Annotated in this window: 2 protein-coding genes and 1 pseudogene; 1 reads left to right on the top strand and 2 read right to left on the bottom strand. The window is 61.7% G+C overall.

Annotation, left to right across the window (positions count from 1 at the left end):
• Positions 1-468: pseudogene (locus EN884_RS30700) on the top strand (glycerophosphodiester phosphodiesterase); the annotation flags it as partial.
• Between the two features lie 30 nt (positions 469-498).
• Here the strand turns inward: EN884_RS30700 and EN884_RS30695 are convergent.
• Together EN884_RS30695 and EN884_RS30690 are read right to left on the bottom strand one after the other, a co-directional pair.
• Positions 499-2478 (bottom strand): bifunctional 2',3'-cyclic-nucleotide 2'-phosphodiesterase/3'-nucleotidase, encoded by a 1980-nt coding sequence (locus tag EN884_RS30695; protein WP_063168055.1) that lies wholly within the window; start codon positions 2476-2478, stop codon positions 499-501.
• Between the two features lie 149 nt (positions 2479-2627).
• Positions 2628-3209, bottom strand: a 582-nt coding sequence (locus EN884_RS30690; protein WP_164895257.1) for an FAD-dependent oxidoreductase, incomplete at its 5' end; no start/stop codon positions are given.

The raw sequence follows: 3209 nt of genomic DNA, 5'->3' as shown, positions 1-3209 counted from the left end.
GGCGAAAAGCTGGCCGCACGGCTTGCCATGCTATCGCCGAACGAGCGCTTCTATCTCTCGGTCTATGGCGGCGACAAGCCGATTGCCGCAGTCAAGGCAGCACTGCCGGACATGCATACGCTGAGCCGCGCGTCGCTGACGCAATGCATTCTGCGCTATGCCGCGCTTGGCTGGAGCGGCTATGTTCCAGATGCCTGCCGAAAAGGTACCTTGCTCATTCCCGTCAACATCGCGAAATGGATGTGGGGTTGGCCGAACCGGTTTCTCGATCGCATGCAAGGCGTCGACAGCCGCGTCTATCTGCTCGGCCCGTACACCGGCGGCGACTTTTCGCAAGGGCTGGACGATCCCGAACTGATCAAGCAGCTGCCGAACGGTTATTCCGGCGGCATTTCCACCGATGCGCTGGATCTCGTCATGCCTGACATCAAGGAACGTTTCACCCAGCCGGCTCAATCCACGCCATAAGGCCGGGACTCGAGCCGACCCGAACCACCTTCAAAGCAGGATGCGGTATTTCGCGAAACCTGCCTCGCCCTCGCCTGCCGGCTCGATCTTCAGCGATTTCAGCTGCGCAATGAAATCCTTCGCCTTGGCGCCGGTTTCGAACACGGCGCTGGTTCCAGGCAGCGGCGCGAACGACCAGTTGTCGTCCGCGGACGGGTTGATTGTACCCTCGCTGACGATGTAGCGGACGATGACGTCGCGATTGGTGTCCGGCGCTTCATAGATGATCTTCGAGGCATTGATGTCGGGGAAATTGCCGCCGCCACCGGCCCGGTAGTTGTTGGTCGCGACGACGAATTTCTGTTTGGGGTCAATTGGTTTTCCATCGAAACTCAGGTCGACGATGCGATTGGCGCCAGCGTTAGCCAGCCCGCCCTTGGCATCGTATTTCGGCGGCTGCGACAGGTCTATTTTATAGGTGACGCCGTCGATGACGTCGAAATTGTAGGACGGAAAATCGGTGTTGATGAGGGCCTGGTCGGCCTTCCCTGGCTCGATCCGGTTGAAGATCCCGGCCGACATTTCCAGCCATTCCTTGACCTGCCCACCGGTGATTTCGACCGCACGCACGGTGTTGGGATAGAGATAGAGGTCGGCGACGTTCTTGATGGCGATATCGCCGGCGGGCACGTCGGTATAGTAGTCGGCGCCGTTGCGTCCGCCGGCCTTGAACGGAGCGGCCGCCGACAGCAGCGGCACATCCTTCCATTGCGTATTCTTCAGAATATCCCTGAGGTACCAGGTCTGCGCCTGGCTGACGACCTGCACCGACGGATCGTCGGCGACCAGCGCGAAATAGGAATAGAGCGGCGCGGAGGTCTTGCCGACGGGGCGGCGCACATAGGCCAGTGTTGCCTGGTGGTCCTGCTCAAGGGCCGCGATGATGCGCTTGTCGTCCGGGACAGTCGGTTTATTCTTGTTGTCGACGCGTTCGAAGATCGGCCGCGCCTCGGAAGTGGCGGAAACGACCTTCCATTTCGACCCGTCACGCTCCAGCATCAGGTCGATCAGCCCCATATGCGAGCCCCAGAAACCGCCCATGACGGCGGGTTTGCCCTGCAGCGTGCCCTTTTGCGTGTCGACACCATCGAGCGACTGGAAATCCTTCTTGCCGGGGAACACCAGATGCTGGTGCCCGGTGAACACCGCGTCGATGCCGGCGACGCCGGCGACGAAGAACGAGGCGTTCTCCATCATGTCGCCGTGCTTCACGTCGATGCCGGAATGCGACAGCGCAATGACGATGTCGGCGCCCGCCTCCTTCATCTGCGGCACCCAGGCCTTGGCCGCCTCGACGATGTCGCGCGTCTTGACGTTGCCTTCGAGGTTCTTGAGATCCCAGACCATGATCTGCGGCGGCACGAAGCCGATGATGCCGATCCTGATCGGCTGCTCGGCGCCCGAACCGTCCTTGATCTTCTTGTCGAGGATGACATAGGGCTTGAGATAGAGCTTGTCGTCGCGCGGGTTCGCGGCAAGCTCCGTGCCGCGGATCAGATTGGCGCAGACGAAGGGAAAATTGGCGCCGGCCAGCACCTTGTCCAGGAACGACAGGCCATAGTTGAACTCGTGGTTGCCCAGCGTCGAGCACTCGTAGCCGAGCAGGTTCATACCCTTCATGATCGGATGCAGGTCGCCGTCCTTCAGGCCCTTCTCATAGGCGATGTAGTCGCCCATCGGATTGCCCTGCAGCAGGTCGCCATTGTCGATCAGCATCGAATTCACCGCTTCCTTGCGCACGGCGTCGATCAGGGAGGCCGTGCGCGACAAGCCCAGCGTGTCGTTCGCTTTGTCGGCGTAATAATCGTAAGGCAGCACGTTCACATGGATGTCGGTGGTCTCCATGATCCGGAGATGCGCCTGGTTGGCCTGTGCGCGAGCGGAGAAGGGATGAAGCACGATCAGCGCCCCTGTAGCTGCGGTGCCAGCGAGGAAATCGCGGCGGGAGACGGGATGGAGCAGTTGCGACATGTTTTCTCCTTATCGACAACGTGACACGCCCTGCCCCGAAGCGAACTTCGCGCCGAAATCGGCTCAAGTCCATTCAAGAAGTTGCGTGCATCGGAAGGTCAGTCGACCAGCAACAGATGACGTGCGGATGAACGGTGCCGGTGAAGAAATCAGCCCTTGTCGTCGTCGCCCTGGGTGATCAGCCGCGCGCTGCGTTGCCCCGTCGCGTAGATCCATAGCCAGCTCAGCGAAACAGCAAGCCGGTTGCGAAAGCCGATCAGGAAATAGATGTGAGCCACTCCCCACAGCCACCAGGCGAGCCAGCCGGTGAGCTTGATCCAGCCGAAATCGATGGCGGCGGCGCGTTTGCCGATCGTCGCCAGATCGCCGGCATGCCTGTAGTGGAAAGGACGCGCGGTCGTGTCGCCGCCGAGCCTGGCCTTGATGGTAGCCGCAACATGTCGGCCCTCCTGCTTGGCGGAAGGCGCCACGCCGGGAACCGGCCGCCCGTCTGGCCGCAGCACATGAGCGGCGTCGCCGATGACGAAGATCTCCGGGCTGCCACGCACACTTAGATCGGGCTCGACCAGCACCCTGCCCGCGCGGTCCGCCTTCGCTCCCAGCCATTCAGCGGCTGGCGAAGCGGCAACGCCGGCTGCCCACAGGATCGTTCGGGCGGCCAGTTGCTTATCGCCAAACACGACACCTTCGGCGTCGAGCTTGCCGGCACCATCGTCGAGCTGGCGCATGAC

Source organism: Mesorhizobium sp. M7A.F.Ca.AU.001.01.1.1 (genome assembly GCF_004022735.1).
Classification (GTDB): Bacteria; Pseudomonadota; Alphaproteobacteria; order Rhizobiales; family Rhizobiaceae; genus Mesorhizobium; species Mesorhizobium ciceri.
Note: the sequence above shows the minus strand (reverse complement) of the source record. Positions and strands in the feature narration are given on the sequence as shown.